The 15,129-nt window shown below is 63.0% G+C and carries 15 protein-coding genes and 2 pseudogenes; 8 read left to right on the forward strand and 9 right to left on the reverse strand.

Going from position 1 to position 15,129, the window contains the following annotated elements; translation table 11 throughout:
• Window positions 1-4: 4 nt before the first annotated feature.
• The 7 genes and pseudogenes from cimA to cysS form a co-directional block, all read right to left on the reverse strand.
• Window positions 5-1,627 (reverse strand): citramalate synthase, encoded by a 1,623-nt coding sequence (gene cimA / locus AC0V8S_RS28440; protein ID WP_475434763.1) that lies wholly within the window; start codon window positions 1,625-1,627, stop codon window positions 5-7.
• Window positions 1,624-2,589 carry a prolyl aminopeptidase gene (gene pip, locus AC0V8S_RS28445; protein WP_475434765.1) on the reverse strand — a complete coding sequence of 322 codons (966 nt, stop codon included), beginning with the start codon at window positions 2,587-2,589 and terminating at the stop codon, window positions 1,624-1,626. The genes cimA and pip overlap by 4 nt, the downstream gene beginning before the upstream one ends.
• A complete protein-coding gene (locus AC0V8S_RS28450; RefSeq protein WP_475434766.1) occupies window positions 2,586-3,062 on the reverse strand; it encodes a GFA family protein in 477 nt (158 codons plus the stop codon). Before AC0V8S_RS28450 ends, pip begins: the two co-directional genes overlap by 4 nt.
• Window positions 3,059-3,550, reverse strand: a complete 492-nt coding sequence (locus tag AC0V8S_RS28455; RefSeq protein ID WP_183457832.1) for a GFA family protein — start codon at window positions 3,548-3,550, stop codon at window positions 3,059-3,061. Before AC0V8S_RS28455 ends, AC0V8S_RS28450 begins: the two co-directional genes overlap by 4 nt.
• A gap of 3 nt (window positions 3,551-3,553) precedes the next feature.
• Window positions 3,554-3,940 carry a VOC family protein gene (locus AC0V8S_RS28460; RefSeq protein WP_475434767.1) on the reverse strand — a complete coding sequence of 129 codons (387 nt, stop codon included), beginning with the start codon at window positions 3,938-3,940 and terminating at the stop codon, window positions 3,554-3,556.
• Entirely contained in the window at window positions 3,937-4,344 is a 408-nt protein-coding gene (locus AC0V8S_RS28465) for an endonuclease domain-containing protein (RefSeq protein WP_475434769.1), read from the reverse strand. Before AC0V8S_RS28465 ends, AC0V8S_RS28460 begins: the two co-directional genes overlap by 4 nt.
• A 279-nt stretch (window positions 4,345-4,623) precedes the next feature.
• Window positions 4,624-6,056, reverse strand: a pseudogene (cysS, locus tag AC0V8S_RS28470) (cysteine--tRNA ligase).
• Window positions 6,057-6,473: 417 nt separating this feature from the next.
• On the opposite strand from cysS, the gene AC0V8S_RS28475 reads away from it, so the two are divergent.
• Window positions 6,474-6,629: a hypothetical protein gene (locus AC0V8S_RS28475; protein ID WP_475434771.1), complete on the forward strand. Its 156-nt coding sequence runs from the start codon at window positions 6,474-6,476 to the stop codon at window positions 6,627-6,629.
• Window positions 6,630-6,754: 125 nt separating this feature from the next.
• Here the strand turns inward: AC0V8S_RS28475 and AC0V8S_RS28480 are convergent, their stop codons facing one another.
• Window positions 6,755-7,567, reverse strand: coding sequence for an SOS response-associated peptidase (locus AC0V8S_RS28480; RefSeq protein WP_475434773.1), 813 nt, complete (start codon window positions 7,565-7,567; stop codon window positions 6,755-6,757).
• A gap of 64 nt (window positions 7,568-7,631) precedes the next feature.
• On the opposite strand from AC0V8S_RS28480, the gene AC0V8S_RS28485 reads away from it, so the two are divergent.
• The 4 genes from AC0V8S_RS28485 to AC0V8S_RS28500 all read left to right on the forward strand — a co-directional run bounded on the left by AC0V8S_RS28485 (window position 7,632) and on the right by AC0V8S_RS28500 (window position 9,974).
• Window positions 7,632-8,066, forward strand: a complete 435-nt coding sequence (locus AC0V8S_RS28485) for an NUDIX hydrolase (RefSeq protein WP_475434775.1) — start codon at window positions 7,632-7,634, stop codon at window positions 8,064-8,066.
• Between the two features lie 62 nt (window positions 8,067-8,128).
• Entirely contained in the window at window positions 8,129-8,506 is a 378-nt protein-coding gene (locus tag AC0V8S_RS28490; protein ID WP_095203264.1) for a TIGR02301 family protein, read from the forward strand.
• Between the two features lie 350 nt (window positions 8,507-8,856).
• Window positions 8,857-9,114: a hypothetical protein gene (locus AC0V8S_RS28495; RefSeq protein ID WP_475434777.1), complete on the forward strand. Its 258-nt coding sequence runs from the start codon at window positions 8,857-8,859 to the stop codon at window positions 9,112-9,114.
• Between the two features lie 71 nt (window positions 9,115-9,185).
• Window positions 9,186-9,974, forward strand: coding sequence for a hypothetical protein (locus AC0V8S_RS28500; protein ID WP_475434779.1), 789 nt, complete (start codon window positions 9,186-9,188; stop codon window positions 9,972-9,974).
• 34 nt (window positions 9,975-10,008) lie between these two features.
• On the opposite strand, the pseudogene AC0V8S_RS28505 reads toward AC0V8S_RS28500, so the two are convergent.
• A pseudogene (locus tag AC0V8S_RS28505) lies at window positions 10,009-11,341 on the reverse strand (dihydroorotase).
• Window positions 11,342-11,416: 75 nt separating this feature from the next.
• Here AC0V8S_RS28505 and ygfZ point away from each other — a divergent pair.
• The 3 genes from ygfZ to AC0V8S_RS28520 all read left to right on the forward strand — a co-directional run bounded on the left by ygfZ (window position 11,417) and on the right by AC0V8S_RS28520 (window position 15,117).
• Window positions 11,417-12,277 carry a CAF17-like 4Fe-4S cluster assembly/insertion protein YgfZ gene (gene ygfZ / locus AC0V8S_RS28510; RefSeq protein WP_475434781.1) on the forward strand — a complete coding sequence of 287 codons (861 nt, stop codon included), beginning with the start codon at window positions 11,417-11,419 and terminating at the stop codon, window positions 12,275-12,277.
• On the forward strand, window positions 12,277-12,912 hold the full coding sequence (locus AC0V8S_RS28515; RefSeq protein WP_475434783.1) for an HD domain-containing protein: 636 nt from the start codon (window positions 12,277-12,279) through the stop codon (window positions 12,910-12,912). Before ygfZ ends, AC0V8S_RS28515 begins: the two co-directional genes overlap by 1 nt.
• A 63-nt stretch (window positions 12,913-12,975) precedes the next feature.
• On the forward strand, window positions 12,976-15,117 hold the full coding sequence (locus AC0V8S_RS28520) for a putative bifunctional diguanylate cyclase/phosphodiesterase (RefSeq protein WP_475434785.1): 2,142 nt from the start codon (window positions 12,976-12,978) through the stop codon (window positions 15,115-15,117).
• Window positions 15,118-15,129 lie beyond the last annotated feature (12 nt).

Raw genomic sequence — 15,129 nt, forward strand, 5'->3', positions numbered from 1 at the left:
AACCTTATTCGGCGGCAACCAAGCCAGCCATTTCGCGGTTCTTCATCAGCTTGTAGATGATCGAATCCATCAATGCCTGGAAGGAAGCGTCGATGATGTTCTCCGACACGCCGACGGTCCACCAGCGCGCGCCAGTGCCGTCATGCGATTCGATCAGAACCCGGGTGATGGCCTCGGTGCCGCCATTGAGGATACGCACCTTGAAGTCGGCGAGCTCGAGGTCGACGATCTCGCTCTGGTACTTGCCGAGATCCTTGCGCAGCGCGATGTCGAGCGCGTTGACCGGACCATGGCCTTCCGCAACTGACATCTTCTCCTCACCGTCGACCTCGACCTTCACGATGGCCTCGGAGACGGTCTTCAGATTGCCATTGGCGTCGAAGCGGCGCTCGACCATGCAGCGGAACGAGGTGACGTTAAAGAATTCCGGCAGGCCGTGCAGCATCTTGCGGGCGAGCAGCTCGAAGGACGCGTCGGCGCCCTCATAGGCATAGCCCTCGGCCTCGCGCTCCTTGACGACCGCGATCAGCGCATCGAGCCGGTGATCGTCCCTGGGCACCTCGATGCCGCGCCGCTTCAGCTCGGCGAGGAAATTGGCCTTGCCGCCCTGGTCGGAAACCATGACGCGGCGGCGATTGCCGACGGATTCCGGGGGCACATGCTCATAGGTCGCCGGTTCCTTGGCCAGCGCCGATGCATGGATGCCGGCCTTGGTGGCGAAAGCCGAGGCGCCGACATAGGGCGCCTGTGCTTCCGGAGCACGGTTCAAGAGTTCGTCGAAGGCACGCGACAGACGCGAAATGCCGGTCAGCGCCTCGGCCGAAATGCCGGTCTCGAAACGATCGGCGAATGCCGGCTTCAGCGCCAGTGTCGGCACGATCGAGACCAGATTGGCGTTGCCGCAGCGCTCGCCAATGCCGTTCAGCGTACCCTGGATCTGCCGCACGCCGGCCTCGACCGCGGCCAGCGAATTCGCAACCGCCTGGCCGGTATCGTCATGGGCGTGAATACCCAGACGATCGCCCGGTATGCCCGAGGCGATGACCTTGCCGACGATGGCGCGGACTTCCGAAGGCTGCGTGCCGCCATTGGTGTCGCACAGCACCACCCAGCGCGCGCCGGCCTCGTATGCCGTCTTCGCACAGGCCAACGCATAGTCCGGATTGGCCTTGAAGCCATCGAAAAAGTGCTCGCAATCGACCATCGCCTCCTTGCCGGCGGCGACGGCGGTTTCGACCGAAGTCCTGATCGACTCCAGATTCTCCTCATTGGTGCAGCCGAGCGCCACGCGGACATGGTAGTCCCAACTCTTGGCGACGAAGCAGATGGCGTCCGATTTCGACTGTACAAGCGACGCAAGGCCGGGATCGTTGGACGCCGACACCCCCGCCCGCTTGGTCATGCCGAAGGCGACGAATTTGGCGCGTGCCGTGCGTTTCTGCTGAAAGAACGCCGTGTCGGTCGGATTGGCGCCGGGATAGCCGCCTTCGACGTAGTCCATGCCGAATTCGTCGAGCAGTTTTGCAATCGCGATCTTGTCCTCGACCGAAAAGTCGATGCCTGGCGTCTGCTGGCCATCGCGCAGTGTGGTGTCGAAGAGATAGAGGCGCTCGCGGGTCATGGTCATTTGCCTGCAAATTTGTCCGTCGCGCGGATCAGCCGGTCGAGGATGCCGGGCTCCGAATAGGCATGGCCGGCGCCCTCCATCAGATGGAAATCGGCCTTCGGCCAGGCCTTGTGTAGCGCCCAGGCGTAGCGCGCCGGACACGGCATGTCGTAGCGGCCATGGACGATGGTGCCGGGAATGTCCTTGAGCTTCCAGGCATCGCGCAGAAGCTGTCCCTCCTCCAGCCAGCCGGCATGGACGAAATAATGGTTCTCGATGCGAGCGAAGGCGACGGCATAGTCGTCCTCGCCAAACCTGCCGCTGGTTTCTGGTTCGGGCAGCAGCGTGATGGTTTCGCCCTCCCACAGGCTCCAGGCGCGGGCTGCTTCCAGCTGCGCCTTGCGGTCGGACCCGACCAGCCGCTTGCGGTAAGCGGCCATCATGTCGCCGCGCTCGGCCTCGGGGATCGGCGCCAGGAACCGCTCCCACTTGTCGGGGAACATTTCCGAGACGCCAAACTGATAGTACCATTCGAGTTCGGCACGGGTCAGCGTGTAGATGCCGCGCACCACCAGCTCGCTGACGCGATCGGGATGCGTCTCGGCATAGGCGAGCGCCAGCGTCGAGCCCCAGGAGCCGCCGAACACCAGCCATTTATCGAAGCCGGCCATTGCGCGCAGGCGCTCGATGTCGGCGACGAGATGCCAGGTGGTGTTGGCCTCCAGCGAGGCATTCGGCGTCGATTTTCCGCAGCCGCGTTGGTCGAACAGGATGACGTCGTAGAGTTTTGGGTCGAACAGCCGCCGGTGTTTGGGCGAGATGGTGCCACCCGGCCCGCCATGTAGGAACGCGGCCGGCTTGGCGCCCTTGGTGCCGGAACGCTCCCAATAGACCATATGGCCGTCGCCGACATCGAGCATGCCTGAGTCGAACGGTTCGATCTCCGGGTAGAGGGTGCGCAAGGAAGTGCTGTGAACAGTCATAGTTTCAGGCCCTGTTGCGGCCAGTTGGCCGTTTCGTGATCGGGATGCTGGAAGGAGATGATCTGCTCCTGCCTGGCGTAATAGTCGGGATCCTGGTGGACCGGCTGGTCGAAAATAGTTTCCACCCAGGGCAGCCGGGCCGCATAGTTGACCTGGATTTGCGGCGCCAGATCCGAGCGGTCGTCGAAGGCGCCGATGGCGATCTCGAGCCCGCCGGGCTGGCGGTAGGTCAGCGGCGTGCCGCAGCGGGCGCAGAAGCCACGATCGATGTTGACCGACGACTGGAAATAGCTCGGTTCCTCATGGGTCCATTCGACGCCGTCCCTGGGTACCGTCACTAGCGCGCCGAAGAACGAGCCGAACTGTTTCTGGCACATGCGGCAATGGCAGATGGACGGGCGCCCGAGCGCCCCCTTGATGCGAAAGCGCACGGCGCCGCACTGGCAGCCGCCGGTTCGGACAGTCTCGGTCATGGTCTTTCCTCCGGCGGCCATTGGTCGGTGTCGTGATCGGGATGCTGGTAGGAGACAAGCTCGGCGAGATAGGGAGCCGACCCCATATCCGCCATCGTGTCCTCGCCCGGCAGTTGCGGAATGGTGTCGACATAAGGCAGTTTTGCCTCCGTACCCCATTGAATGGTCGGCGCGATACCCGCCGGATCGTCGAAAGCGGCGATCGCCAGCGCCATGCCGTCCGGCGCCTCGAAGGTCAACGGCGTGCCGCATTCGGCGCAGAAGCCGCGCCAGGCGGCATTGGAGGAACGGAAACGCTTGGGCTCGCCGCGTGTCCAGTCGACCTTGGCGTCACGCACCGAGACCAGCGGCAGGTAGAAATTGCCGCTTGCCTTCTGGCACATCCGGCAGTGGCAGACCGACGCGTCGCCAAGCGTGCCCTCGACGCGGAAGCGCACCGCGCCGCACTGGCAGCCGCCTGAGTAGACCGGCCGGTTGTCGAGGCTCATGGCTCACTCCGGATCATGGCAGACGGCCTCGACATTGTTGCCGTCGGGATCGAAGATGAAGGCGCCGTAATAGTTCGGATGATAGTGCGGGCGCAGACCCGGTCCGCCATTGTCCTTGCCGCCGGCAGCAAGGGCCGCCGCATGGAAGGCGTCGACTTCGGCGCGGCTGCGCGCGGTGAAGGCGACATGCTGATGGGCCTTGGGCTTGTCCTTGCCTTCCTGCAGCCAGAACACCGGCCGATCGCGGCCGTAGCCACCGACCTTGGCGCCACCGGTATATTCCAGCGGCACCATGTAGAGCAGAGAAGCGCCCAGCGGCGCCATCGCCTTGTCGTAGAAAGCCTTCGAAGCGTCGAAATCGGCGACGGTTATGCCGAGATGGTCGATCATGGAAATGCCTCCCTTGCTGGTTCATTTGCCGGCACTTCGGCGCCGGCCAGGCCGGCCTCGATCACGATGTGCTGGCAGACATTGTCGATATCGCGGATGATGTCGTCGTTCCAGAAGCGCAAGATGGTCCAGCCGCTCGCCTTCAAATAGACACTTCGTGTCTCGTCGTACTGAAGATGTTCTGCATCAGCATGCTGGCTGCCATCGACCTCGACAATGAGGCGATGAGCCGAACACGCAAAGTCCACGATATAAGGGCCGATCAGCACCTGTCGCCGAAAGCTCATCCCCATCAGTCGGTGAGCACGCAACTCGTTCCAGAGCTTCAGTTCGGCATCTGTCATCATTCGCCGCATCGATTTGGCGTTTCTGCGCTGGCGGGATGGAACGAGGTCGTGACCCATCAAACACCCTTTCGCCGGTGATTAGCGAAATCGGCGACGACGGCTGATCTCCCCCCTTGCGGGGGAGATGTCCGGCAGGACAGAGGGGGTGCTGTCCCGCCGGCCTATCAATTGGAGACCGCTGCCCTCTCAAGAAATGATCGGAGCGAAGGTGGACAAACGGAAACGTCGGCGTTCCTTCACACCCCCCTCTGTCCTGCCGGACATCTCCCCCGCAAGGGGGGAGATCGGCCGCCACCAGCGCCTCCGCCAAAATTGCAAAGGTACTCGGCGCCACCCTCACCGCTTCACCTCCCAGGTGGTGATGCGTTCGCCGGTGTCCGGATCCTTGCCGTCCTTCAACTGTACACCTTGCGCCAAAAGCTCGTCGCGGATGCGGTCGGCTTCGGCCCAGTTCTTGGCGGCGATGAGAGCGAGGCGATTGGCGATTGCCTTGGCGACCTTGTCCTCATCCACCTCTGCCGAGGCGACATCGAAGCCAAGAAACAGCAGCGACGCCTTCAGCGCAGCGGCGGCTTCGTTGCCGTCCGCTGCCTCGCCTGCCAACTGCGTCAGCACCTGGAAGGCCGCGTAGGTGGCGAGATCGTCCGACAGAGCCTCCACCACCTGCGCCGGCAGTTGCCCGGCCGTCGGCGCCAGATCCGCCGCGCGTTTCCATTTGCGCAGCGTGTTCTCCGCCTCCTCCAGCTTGCGCACGGAAAAGTCGATCGGCTCGCGATAGTGCGTCATCAGCATCGCCAGCCGCAGAACCTCGCCCGGCCAGCTGCGGCCGCCGAAGGTCTCGGTCTCAAGCAGCTCATGGATCGAGTAGAAATTGCCGAGGCTCTTGGACATCTTCTGCCCCTCGACCTGCAGGAAGCCGTTGTGCATCCAGACATTGGCCATGACTGATGTGCCGTGGGCGCAGCGCGACTGGGCGATCTCGTTCTCATGATGCGGGAAGATCAGGTCGAGGCCGCCGCCGTGGATGTCGAAAACCTCGCCGAGATAGGCCGCCGACATGGCCGAGCATTCGATGTGCCAGCCCGGCCGGCCCCTGCCCCATGGCGAATTCCAGCCCGGCTCTTCCGGCGAAGACAGCTTCCACAGCACGAAATCGCCGGGTTCTTCTTGTGCGCGTCGACGGCAATGCGGGCGCCGGCCTGCTGCTCGTCGAGATTGCGCTTCGACAGTTGGCCGTAGTCCGGCATCGATGCGGTGTCGAACAGAACTTCGCCTGCGGCGACATAGGCATGGCCGCGTTGGATCAGGCTTTGAATCAAGGTGATCATGTCGGCCTTGCCGTCGGCGCGGGGCTCGACGAATTCGGTGGCGCGCGGCTCCACAGTTGGCTCCAGGCAGCCGAGCGTGGCGACGTCCCTGTGGAACTGGTCGGCGGTCTTTTCGGTCACCCGCCGGATGGCTTCGTTGAGCGACAGCTTTCCGGCGGAGATTTCGCCGCCGAAATCGCGCAGCGCACGCGCGTTGATCTTGTCGTCGACGTCGGTGATGTTGCGCACATAGGTGACATGTTCCTGCCCATAGAGATGGCGCAGCAGGCGAAACAGCACGTCGAAGACGATGACCGGCCTGGCATTGCCGATATGGGCGAAGTCGTAGACGGTCGGGCCGCAGACATACATGCGCACGTTGAGCGCATCGATCGGAACGAAATTCTCTTTCGTGCGCGTCAGCGTGTTGTAGAGGCGCAGGCCCTGCGATGCGTCGGACATTCCATGCCTTCCCGTTTCAGAACTTTTTATCTGGATGGAGCCAGCCGCGCGCCGATGCGCAAATCAGGCTCCAGCCTGCTGGCCGGGGCGTTTGTCCAATCTGGGGAAAGATGAGGCGAAAACGTCCGGACCAGCGCGAGGCTAGCCAATAATGCAAATGCCACAAATGGCGAAAGACGTTTTCATGCGCGGCTTTATCGCCTCGACCAGTGTTGCCGTCAAGTCGCTGCTTCCGAGAAAAACGCCGTAAAGGTTGGCAAACGCGTCGCCCGATCACGCGGAATCAGGCAGTGAAACATTTTATTAAACATGTCGGTACAGTCATGAAACATTCGCCGGCTAGATCACCAAGCGTCACGATTTGGTCGGATTCAACGGTCAAACGCGAACACGAAAACGTTACCTGGGAAGAGAAACATGCCTCGAAGCAAGCAAGAAGCCACCCGCGCCAAGCAACCGGCGCTGGCCAACCACTATCGCGCAATCGGTCCGGCCGCGATCGTCGCCGCCCTTCTTCACACCGCAAAGAAGAAGAAGCCGGCACCGAAGATCGTATCGCCCCGCGCAGCCTGAAGCGGTGCGCGACCGGCGCCAAAGGCGCCGGATATGAGGCGCTCATATACGCCTCGAACAGTATCCAATCCTTCGTTTGAGCATGATCTTTCCCGAAAACCGGGGGCCACTTTTCGGGATCATGCTCAAAACAACGTCATCTGACTGTCGTCCGCGCCAGGCTTCTGGCGCCTGGCCTTCTCGGGCTCCGGCCCGATCTCGCCCCTCGCCTGAATCTCCGGGCCGGTGTTGGCGACCTTGTTGACGAGGTCGGAGACGGGGATAGCCTCGAAGAAGTCGAGTTGCGCCGGCCGCAACAGGTCGGCGACATCGCGCGGCTCGAGCGTGCGGCAATCCAGCCAACGGGCGAAATCCCTGGGACCGATCACCACCGGCATCCGGTCGTGGATATGGGCGATGTCGGCATTGGCGTTGACCGTCAGGATGGCGCCGGTGTCCATTTCCGAGCCGCCCGGTTCGGCATAGATCTCGATCAGGCCGGCAAAGGCAACCAACCCGCCATGCCTCGGCCTAATCCAGTAGGGTTGCCCCCTCTTGCCCCCGCTCTGCCGCCATTCGTAGAAGCCCGACGCCGGCACCAGCGCGCGGCGATGGCGCATGGCGGCCTTGAACGATGCCTTTTCGATTGCCCCTTCCGAGCGCGCGTTGAACAGCAGCGGAAACTCCCTGGTGTCCTTGACCCAAGCGGGAATGAGCCCCCAGCGCACCAGCATCGGCTGCCGGTCCGGCAGATCGGAGCCAGGCGCGCGCGGCGCGCCGGCGGTCGCCATCAGCACCGGCTGCGTCGGCGCGATGTTGTAGCGTGCCGGGAAACCCTCAAGCTCGGCCAAGCCCAGAAAGGCAGCGGTCTGGTCCGGCGTCGCGGTCAAGGCAAAACGTCGATTGATGCCCTTCGAATGGTTCGGGTTGAAGGTGGCGATGGAAGCGGCGTTGCGCAACCGCTAAAGCTTCCTCATGCTGGGCGGTCCACAACAGACCCGCCATCAAGCCCGATCGGACACCATGAACGAACAGCGCAAGACACTTCCGGCCGTCTCGGTGGCCGTCGTGCGTGGTGACACCGTGCTGCTGGTCAAGCGAGCGCGGCAGCCCTCACAGGGGCTGTATGCTTTTCCGGGCGGCAAGGTCGAGGCCGGCGAAACACTGGAGGATGCGGTACGGCGCGAGTTGCTGGAAGAGACCGGCTTACGTGCCACCGGTTTCCGCCCGCTTAGGGAAATCCATATCGACGGCAGGGACGACTTACATCCAGTCGACTACCGCCTCACGGTCTTCGGCGCTGCCTATATTGGCGGCGAGGCCGTGGCCAGCGACGATGCCGAGACAGCCGCCTTCTACACGCTGCGCGAGATGGCGGCGTTGCCGCTTGCCGGTTCAGTGTTCGCGGTGGCGGAAGGTCTGCTTGGCCGATCTGCTGGTTCCCCTGAAAGCCGCTGAATTCCTCAACCGCCGCGCCGGAAACGCCTTGCAGGCGACAAATTGTTTGGCCACATAGACTTATGAGCCGCGCTCCTTTTCTTGTCGCTTTATGCCTTGCCGTCAGCACGGCCGTGGCCGTGCGGCCGGCGTTCAGTGCCGAGTCGCCGTTCGAGCCGGGGCTGATGCGGCTGGCGGAGGTTCTGGGCTCGCTGCATTTCCTGCGCAATCTGTGCGGCGAGAAGGGCGACCAATGGCGTGGCGAGATGGAAAAACTGCTCGATTCGGAAAATCCGGACCCGGAGCGTCGCGCCCGCTTCATCGCCAGCTTCAATCGCGGCTATCGTTCCTTCGGTGGCACCTATACGCAGTGCACTGCTTCGGCCACCGAAGCCATCAGCCGCTACATGAAGGAAGGCGAGACGCTGTCGCGCGATATCGCCTCGCGCTACGGAAACTAGGCATCCGTCAACAGATATCCGGCTCGTCGCTGGCCATGTCGATCAAATCCGGCTTGTACCGGTCTGTGTCTTGGTGCAATCCTGATGTTGCGCTTCTGCAACAGCGTTAATCAAACGTTACCGCGCGAATGCGAAATTAACTCAAACTGAAGGTTTTCGCCCCGCAGGCCGGTCTAATCGGCTAAGTTTGATCCGGGTTGAAACGCAGCTTCGCCAAATACAGCCGCCTCTGTAAAAGACGATCAAATAAATGTCGTATTTACAGATACTTACTTGAGGCTGCGTGTAACGGAACAGATCAAGCCTGATCCGCACGGATGGATCGCCGCTTGAAAGGGTGGACATCGCTTATGGAACAAGCTGCCAACGACATCGACGCGCTGGTCAGGGAAGAGAAGCGCCTGACGGCGGTGGAGAGCCACAGCGAAGCCTGGGCGGAAGGCCTTTCGGCCGGCATCGAGCCCGAGATCATTGCCGAGGCGGCGCTTGAGACCGCATTCGGCGAAATGCTGCGCGCCAACGGCGAGACATCGGCCCTTGCCCTGCTCGACCGCATGCGTGAAAAGGTGATTGCTGGCGCCTTCCAACCCGAGCGGCTGCGGCACTGAACCGACATCCGGTTCTTTGACGATCGAGTGCCGTTTGGGCATCATGCCCGGGAGCCAAGGAGATACGGGCAGTGAATTTTCCGATGTCAGGCGGGCCGAAGGGCCTGGTCCTCTACATCCGCCTCGCCACTTGCTGTGCCACGATTGCCTTTGTGACGTGCCTGGCAAGCAGCCCGGCCTATGCGCTGAGCGAGATCCAGCGCGAAGAGCTTCCCTCGCCTGTCACACCGTCGACGAATGACGACGTTTCGCCCGGCGGCGCGATTCCCATGCCTGACCCGGCGGGAACGCCGCCTTCGACCGGCCAGCAGCCGACCGCTCCGGACGCCGCGGAGCCCGAGAGCCCATCCGATGGCGGCACCAACAGGCCGCGAGTCGATCCCGAAGCGCCCTTGCCCGAGGTGGTCTACGATCTCAGCAAGCTGCCCGAGCCCGTGCGGCGCATGCATGATTTGATCATCGAAGCCTGCAAGAGCGGCGACATCGAAAAGCTCCGGCCCTTGATCGGCAAGGGCGACAGCATGACCCAGCTGTCGCTGGCCGACATCGACGGCGACGCCATCGCCTTCCTCAAAGGGCTGTCCGGTGACCCAGATGGCCAGGAGATCCTGGCCATTCTGGAGGAAGTGCTCAGTGCCGGCTATGTCCATGTCGACGCCGGAACACCGCAGGAACTCTATGTCTGGCCGTATTTCTTCGCGCTGCCGCTGGACAAGCTCGACGCCAAACAGCGGGTCGAACTGTTCAAGATCGTCACCGCCGGCGATTTCGACGACATGAAGCAGTTCGGCGCCTATATCTTCTACCGCGTCGGCATCACGCCGGCCGGGCAGTGGACGTTTTTCGTCGCGGGGGATTGAGCGGGCTCACCTCCGCAAGGAAGAGTAAGCAAGGCTATCCCGGCAGCGCCTCGGAAAACTCCACCGCCCTGCCCTGCCCAGGCGTGACGATCTCGCCCTCCCACATGATGCGGCGGCCGCGAATGACGGTGCCGACAGGCCAACCGGTCACTTCCTTGCCATCATAAGGCGTCCAGCCTGCCTTCGAACCGGCCTGCGCATTGGTGATGGTCTCGCGCCGTTTCATGTCGACGACAGTGAAGTCGGCGTCGTAGCCGGCGGCGATGCGGCCTTTTCTGGCCATGCCGAAGATGCGCTGCGGCCCGTGGCTGGAGAGATCGACGAAGCGCTGCAGGGTCAGCCGGCCGGCATTGACGTGGTCGAGCATGATCGGTACCAGCGTCTGCACCCCGGTCATCCCTGAGGGCGAAGCCGGATAGGGTTTGGCCTTCTCGGCCAGCGTGTGCGGTGCGTGATCGGAGCCGAGCACGTCGACAATGCCTTGCGCGATGCCGTGCCAGACACCGTCGCGGTGGCGGGAGGCGCGCACCGGCGGGTTCATCTGGATCAGCGTGCCGAGCCTGGGATAATCGTCGGCGCTCAGCGTCAGATGGTGCGGCGTCGCTTCGCAAGTCGCCACATCCTTGTGCTGTTCGAGGAACAAGATCTCCTCGGCGGTCGAGATGTGCAGGACATGGATACGGGCGCGAGCGTCGCGCGCGATGCGCACCAGGCGTTCGGTGCAGCGCAAGGCGGCGATCTCGTCGCGCCAGACCGGATGCGATGACGGGTCGCCCTCGATGCGTTCGCCAAGGCGCTCGCGCAGACGGAACTCATCCTCGGAATGAAAGGCGGCACGGCGGCGGGTGTTTCGCAGGATCGAGGCGACGCCTTCGTCATCTTCGACCAGCAGGTCGCCGGTGGACGAGCCCATGAAAAACCTTTATTCCCGCCGCACCCGGCAACCGCTCGAGCTCGCCGACATCCCCGGCGTTGTCGCGGGTGCCGCCGACCCAGAACGCGAAATCGCAATGCATGCGGCCGGTGCCGCGCCGAACCTTGTCGGCCAGCGTTGCCTCGCTGGTGGTCAATGGATTGGTGTTGGGCATCTCGAACACCGCGGTGACGCCGCCAAGCACCGCCGCCCGCGAGCCGGTTTCCAAATCTTCCTTGTGCTCCAGGCCCGGCTCGCGAAAATGCACCTGGCTGTCGATGACGCCCGGCAGGATGTGCAGACCGCGGCAATCGATCGTCTCGCCGGCCGAAGCCTGGCGGAGATCGCCTATTGCGGCGATGCGGCCATTCTTCACGCCGATGTCACGTGCCCCCTCGCCATCATGGTTGACCACTGTGCCGCCTGTCAGGATGAGGTCGTAGGTCATGGCCATGCTCTCTTGCGGGGGGAGTGTCAGCGGCTTACGTAATGGCCAACCGTTTTGCAAGATCAGGCTTTTATCCTCCCCATGCCCTTTGCCCTGCTGAAAGACCGCGCGCTCATCTCCGTCTCCGGTCCGGATGCCGAGCACTTTCTACAAAACATCCTGACCACCGATCTCGATACGCTCGGCGCCGGCGAAGCCAAGCCCGGCGCGCTGTTGACGCCGCAAGGCAAGATCCTGTTCGACTTCCTGATCTCGCGTGCCGGCGAAAACGCCTTCCGGTTGGAATGCCGGGCCGACATTTCAGATGATTTCATTCGCCGGCTGATGCTCTACAAGCTTCGCGCCAAGGTCGAGATTGCCAAGTCGGAACAGGCGCTTGTCACTGTTGCGTGGGGAAAAGAGTCAATCGCCTCAGAAAATGATTCAACCGCGGTTGCCGACAGGCGCTTCCCCGATGAAAGCGTCACCCGCTCCTATGCCGGCACTGCGGACGCCGGCGACATCGCTGCGTGGCACGCCTTCCGCATCGCCCACGGCATTGTCGAGAGCGGCGCCGATTATGCGTTGGGCGACGCCTTCCCGCATGACGTGCTGCTCGACGAGACCGGCGGCGTCGGCTTCAGGAAGGGCTGCTATGTCGGCCAGGAAGTCGTCTCGCGCATGCAGCACCGCGGCACGGCAAGGCGGCGCGTGCTGATCGTCCGAGCCGAGCTTCCCCTGCCGGCGACAGGCACCGAGCTCACGGTTGGCGGACGACCGGTCGGCACGCTCGGCTCGAGTGCGGGCACAACAGGGCTTGCCATTGCCCGTATCGACAGGGTCAAGGCGGCACTCGACGCCGGCCAACCGATCCTGGCCGGCGATGTGCCGGTGACGGTGGCCATTCCCGCCTGGGCCAAATTCAGTTTTCCGCAGGAAACCGTCAGCGCGGAGGAAGCCTGATGGCGGCAGACCGCACCGGTGCGCCGCCACGCGCCTGGCAGCGCATGCTGTCCGGCCGCCGGCTCGACCTGCTCGACCCCTCGCCGCTCGACATCGAGATTTCGGATATTGCCCATGGGCTCGCCCGCGTTGCCCGCTGGAACGGCCAGACCAGCGGCGAGCATGCGTTCTCGGTCGCCCAGCATTCACTGCTGGTCGAGTCGCTGTTCAACGATCTGGTGCCGCAGGCTTCGGCCAGTGACCGGCTCGCGGCTCTGCTGCACGATGCGCCTGAATATGTCATCGGCGACATGATCTCACCGTTCAAGTCGGTCATGGGCGGCAGCTACAAGGACTGCGAGTTGCGCCTGCAGCGCGCCATCCATCTGCGCTTTTCGCTGCCTGCCGAACCGGCCGCGGCGCTGCGCAGGGACATCAAGCGCGCCGACCAGATCGCCGCCTATTTCGAGGCGACGCTGCTTGCCGGCTTCTCAACCGCCGAGGCAACCGAGTTCTTCGGTCGTCCGCGCGGTTTTTCCGCCGAGCGCTTCGACTTCACGCCACGCTCGGTAACCTGGGCGCAGAACGCATTCCTGAAGCGATTTTCGGCGATCGAAAAGTCGCGACACCCAGTTGCGACGTCGGCGGTAGGGTAGAGAACGCTAAATTAACCGGAAGCGGCAACAGTGTGGTGTTCGATCACACCGCAGGCGCGCCTCATGCCCGTCGTGGATGTCAAGGATGGTTCGATCGTCCCCGAGCGGGCGCCCGAAGGCGTGGAGCGCCCGCGACGCATGGAAGACGAGCTGCGCGACCAGAACGAACGCTTTTCGGCCGCTGTCGAGAACATGTCGCATGGCCTGTGCATGTTCGACGCCGACGAGCGCATGATCATCTGCAACGGCAACTACCTCAACATCTTCTGCCTCGACGCCAGGCTGGTACGACCGGGCATCCGCTTCCTCGACATCCTGCGGCACAGCGTCGACATCGGCATCGCCTCGCAAAGCGCCGAAGAACTCTATGCCATCCGCAAACCCTATATCGACCAGGCGAAGCCCTCGACCTACGAAGAGACGCTGTCGGATGGTCGCATCATCAACATCTCGCATCGCCCGCTGGCCCTGGGCGGCTGGGTCTCGATCTACGAGGACATCACCGAACAGCGGCGCGCCGAGCAGGATCTCAAGGAGCAGCATCGCCGTTTCGACGCCGCACTCGCCAACATGTCGCAAGGCCTGCTGATGTACGACGCCGACGGCAAGATGATCGTGCGCAACCGGCGTTATCTGGAACTCTACAAAGTCACCGCGGCGGACTTTCCGCTCGGAACGACGCATCGCGACGCGCTCGAAAAATTGCTGGAACTCGGCATCTATCAGCAGATCGACGTCGACAGCGAGGTCGCCAAGACCGAAGCCTGCCTGTTGGCGGCAAAACCGCATTCGGCCTATCGCTATCTTACCGACGGCAGGACGGTTCTGGTCACACGCCAGCCGATGAGCGGCGGTGGCTGGGTGGTGACTTTCGACGACGTCACCGAACGTCGCCGCACCGAAGAGCGCATGATCCATCTTGCACATCATGACACGCTGACCGGACTGCCCAACCGCTCGATGTTCCGCGAACGGCTCGACCTGGCGCTGGAGGATGCGGCGGCTGCGCCATTGGCAATCTTCTCGCTCGATCTCGACCGCTTCAAGGCGATCAACGACACCTGGGGACATCCTGCCGGCGACTGGCTGTTGAAGAGCGTGGCCGAGAGGCTGCAGCGTTGTGTGCGCAATGAAATAGACATCGTCGCCCGCTTCGGTGGCGACGAGTTCGTCGTCATGCAGTTCAATTCCAGGGGCATTGCCGATGCTGAAAAACTGGCGAAACGCATCGTCGAGGCAATCGCAAAGCCATTTCGCGACAAGAGCCGGGACATGCATGTCGGCATCAGCCTGGGCATTGCCGTTTTCCCCGAAGACGGCAGGGACGTCGATACGCTGCTGAAAAATGCCGATACCGCGCTCTATCGGGCCAAGAGCGAAGGGCGCAACCTGTATCGCTTCTTCGAACCCGCAATGGACGCCATAGTGCAGGCCCGCCGGGCGCTCGAGGTTGACCTCGACGCGGCGCTGCCGCGCCAGGAGTTCGATCTCGATTTCCAGCCCATCATGAACATCGCCTCCGGCGAGATCATCGGCGCGGAGGCCTTGATGCGCTGGCATTCGCCAACGCGCGGCACGGTCGCGCCGGACGCTTTCATTCCGGTCGCCGAAGAAACCGGACTGATCGTGCCGCTTGGCGAGTGGGCGCTGAGGAAGGCCTGCACGGCGGCGGCAAGCTGGCCTCCCGGCTTGCGCATCGCGGTCAATGTCTCGGCCGTGCAGCTCAAAAGCGGTGGGTTTGCCCGCAGCGTCATCTCGGCTCTGGCCTTTTCCGGTGTGCCGGCCGGACAGCTGGAACTGGAAATCACCGAAACCGTGCTGATGGACGAAAGCAAAGCCGTGTTGAAGACGCTGCGCCAGCTGCGCGATCTCGGCATCCGCATCGCGCTGGACGATTTCGGCACCGGCTATTCCTCGCTCGGCTATCTCAGGCGTTTCCCGGTCGACAAGATCAAGATCGATCGCTCCTTCATTCACGACATGGGCAATCGCGACACGGCGGCGATCGTTCGCACCATTATCGGGCTCGGTACCGAGCTTGGCATTGTCGTCACTGCCGAAGGCGTCGAGACCGAGGTGCAACTTGACATGCTGCGCGACAATGGTTGTGCCGAGGCGCAAGGCTATCTGATCGGCGTGCCGTCGAAGGCTACGGACATCCAGCGCCTGCTGAAGTCGCGTGCGCTGCACAGCCACGCCGGCTGATTCGTCCGAGGG

This window comes from Mesorhizobium oxytropidicola, assembly GCF_056174625.1.

Coding starts and splice junctions, on each gene's coding strand:
- AC0V8S_RS28490 (WP_095203264.1), top strand. CDS start 8,129: ATGAGCCGCGCTCCTTTTCTTGTCGCTTTATGCCTTGCCGTCAGCACG.
- pip (WP_475434765.1), bottom strand. CDS start 2,589: ATGACTGTTCACAGCACTTCCTTGCGCACCCTCTACCCGGAGATCGAA.
- AC0V8S_RS28515 (WP_475434783.1), top strand. CDS start 12,277: ATGGCGGCAGACCGCACCGGTGCGCCGCCACGCGCCTGGCAGCGCATG.
- cimA (WP_475434763.1), bottom strand. CDS start 1,627: ATGACCATGACCCGCGAGCGCCTCTATCTCTTCGACACCACACTGCGC.
- ygfZ (WP_475434781.1), top strand. CDS start 11,417: ATGCCCTTTGCCCTGCTGAAAGACCGCGCGCTCATCTCCGTCTCCGGT.
- AC0V8S_RS28465 (WP_475434769.1), bottom strand. CDS start 4,344: ATGGGTCACGACCTCGTTCCATCCCGCCAGCGCAGAAACGCCAAATCG.
- AC0V8S_RS28455 (WP_183457832.1), bottom strand. CDS start 3,550: ATGAGCCTCGACAACCGGCCGGTCTACTCAGGCGGCTGCCAGTGCGGC.
- AC0V8S_RS28495 (WP_475434777.1), top strand. CDS start 8,857: ATGGAACAAGCTGCCAACGACATCGACGCGCTGGTCAGGGAAGAGAAG.
- AC0V8S_RS28460 (WP_475434767.1), bottom strand. CDS start 3,940: ATGATCGACCATCTCGGCATAACCGTCGCCGATTTCGACGCTTCGAAG.
- AC0V8S_RS28450 (WP_475434766.1), bottom strand. CDS start 3,062: ATGACCGAGACTGTCCGAACCGGCGGCTGCCAGTGCGGCGCCGTGCGC.
- AC0V8S_RS28485 (WP_475434775.1), top strand. CDS start 7,632: ATGAACGAACAGCGCAAGACACTTCCGGCCGTCTCGGTGGCCGTCGTG.
- AC0V8S_RS28520 (WP_475434785.1), top strand. CDS start 12,976: ATGCCCGTCGTGGATGTCAAGGATGGTTCGATCGTCCCCGAGCGGGCG.
- AC0V8S_RS28475 (WP_475434771.1), top strand. CDS start 6,474: ATGCCTCGAAGCAAGCAAGAAGCCACCCGCGCCAAGCAACCGGCGCTG.